Consider the following 2,162-nt stretch of genomic DNA (forward strand, 5'->3'; position numbering starts at 1 on the left):
GTAAGCGAAGAAGAGCTTAAAGAAGCTATAAAAAGAGGAATAAAATTCACAGATAAATTAGAAGAGATAAAAGATTCAAACGTATATATAATAACCGTTCCAACACCGATAGACAATCATAAAAACCCCGATTTGACTCCTCTTAAAAAAGCCAGTGAAACAGTTGGGAAAGTATTAAAAAAAGGTGATATTGTAATTTATGAATCAACAGTATATCCCGGATGTACGGAGGAAGTATGTGTTCCTATTTTAGAAAAAGTAAGCGGACTTAAGTTTAACGAGGATTTTTTTGTAGGATATTCACCTGAGAGAATAAATCCGGGAGATAAAGAGCATACCGTCAAAAAAATCCTTAAGGTAACATCAGGAAGTACTCCCGAGGCGGCAAAAGAGATAGATGAACTTTATGCTTCAATAATAGAAGCCGGAACTCACTTAGCACCTAGTATAAAAGTAGCAGAAGCCGCAAAAGTAATAGAAAACACCCAAAGGGATATAAACATAGCGTTTGTAAACGAACTTGCACTTATATTTGATAAATTAAATATAGATACCAAAGATGTATTAGAAGCCGCAGGGACAAAGTGGAACTTTTTAAAATTCACCCCGGGACTCGTAGGAGGTCACTGTATAGGGGTAGACCCGTATTATCTTACATACAAAGCAAAAGAGATAGGTTATCATCCCGAAATTATACTAGCCGGCAGAAGACTTAACGACAATATGGGAATATTTGTAGCCAATAAAGTAATAAAACTTATGATCCAAAAAGGGCATACGATAAAAGGAAGTAAAGTATTAGTATTAGGAATCACATTTAAAGAAAACTGTCCCGATATAAGAAACAGCAGGGTAATAGATGTAATAAGGGAGCTTGAAGAATTCGGAGTAAATGTGGACGTATATGACCCTTGGGCGGAGAGGGATGAAGTAAAAAAAGAATATAACCTTGATTTGCTATCCACTGTTAACCATCAACAATTAACTGATTATGACGGAGTAGTCCTGGCGGTGGCGCATAAAGAGTTTAAGGCATTAGAAAGTGAAATAAAAAGAATAAAAGAAAATTCAAATTTAGTCGTATATGATATTAAAAATTTCTTTGATAAAAGTCTGGTTGACGGGAGATTATGAAAAAAATAACATTTCTCAGACTTAAACCGAATAAATTCGGAGGAGCTGAAAGATATTTACAAAGATTAACGGAGGAGTTAAAAAAGTATAATATTGATTTTGAAATAAAACATTCATCGGCACCTAATTTTCTGGCGAGTTGGATTAAAGCTATATGGTTTAATTTTGAAGTCTGTTTTTTTAAAAAAAATAAATTTTATTTTTCGCTGGACAGGATAACGTGCCCGGATATTTACCGAGCGGGTGATGGGGTTCATAAAAAATTTTTAAAAATAGAAGACAAATCAAAAATCAATCCTTTACATTTAGTATATCTTTTTATTGAAAAAATAGCGTTTAACAGGGCAAAAAGAATCATAGCGATTTCCAATATGGTAAAAAAAGACATAATTGAAGAATATGGCGTAGACCCAGATAAAATAGAAGTTATATATAATGGCATACCTTTAAAGGAAAAAGTCCTATTTGATGATATCAAAAAAGAATTTGACATTAATAATGAAAAGATTTTGCTTTATGTGGGAAGCGGATTTAAGCGAAAAGGAGTAAAAGAAGCACTGGATATTGTTTCAAGGCTTAAGGGCGATTTTAAATTTTTTATAGTCGGTAAAGAAAAAAATCTGCAGTGGTATAAAAATTATGCCAAAAATTTGGGAATTGAAGAAAAAGTGATTTTTACAGGTCCGAGGACGGATGTGGATAAGTTTTATTCGATGGCGGATATTTTTATTTTTCCTACGAAATACGAGCCTTTTGGCAGTGTAATAATAGAAGCCTTGAATTTTGAAAATGTGGTATTTACCACAAAAACATGCGGCGGAGGGGAAATATTGCCAAAAGAATGGATAATAGATGAAAATATTGTCGAAAAAATCCAGAGTTTGTTAAATAATCCCGAGGCATTGGAAAAATCAAAAAAAGAAGCAAAAGAGATTGCAAAAAATTTCAGTATTGAAAAAAACGTGGAAAAAACCCTTAAGGTAATATATGAAGTTATTGATTGAACCTCCCACATGGCTTGGGGATGC

The 2,162-nt window shown here is 33.2% G+C and carries 2 protein-coding genes; both read left to right on the top strand.

Going from position 1 to position 2,162, the window contains the following annotated elements; all coding sequences use genetic code 11:
- Positions 1-1,134, top strand: a 1,134-nt coding sequence (locus ACXJH6_RS08940; protein ID WP_456471413.1) for a nucleotide sugar dehydrogenase, incomplete at its 5' end; no start/stop codon positions are given.
- Positions 1,131-2,138: a glycosyltransferase family 4 protein gene (locus tag ACXJH6_RS08945; RefSeq protein WP_456471414.1), complete on the top strand. Its 1,008-nt coding sequence runs from the start codon at positions 1,131-1,133 to the stop codon at positions 2,136-2,138. The genes ACXJH6_RS08940 and ACXJH6_RS08945, both read left to right, overlap by 4 nt.
- Positions 2,139-2,162: the final 24 nt, after the last annotated feature.

The organism is Caminibacter sp., from assembly GCF_053999135.1.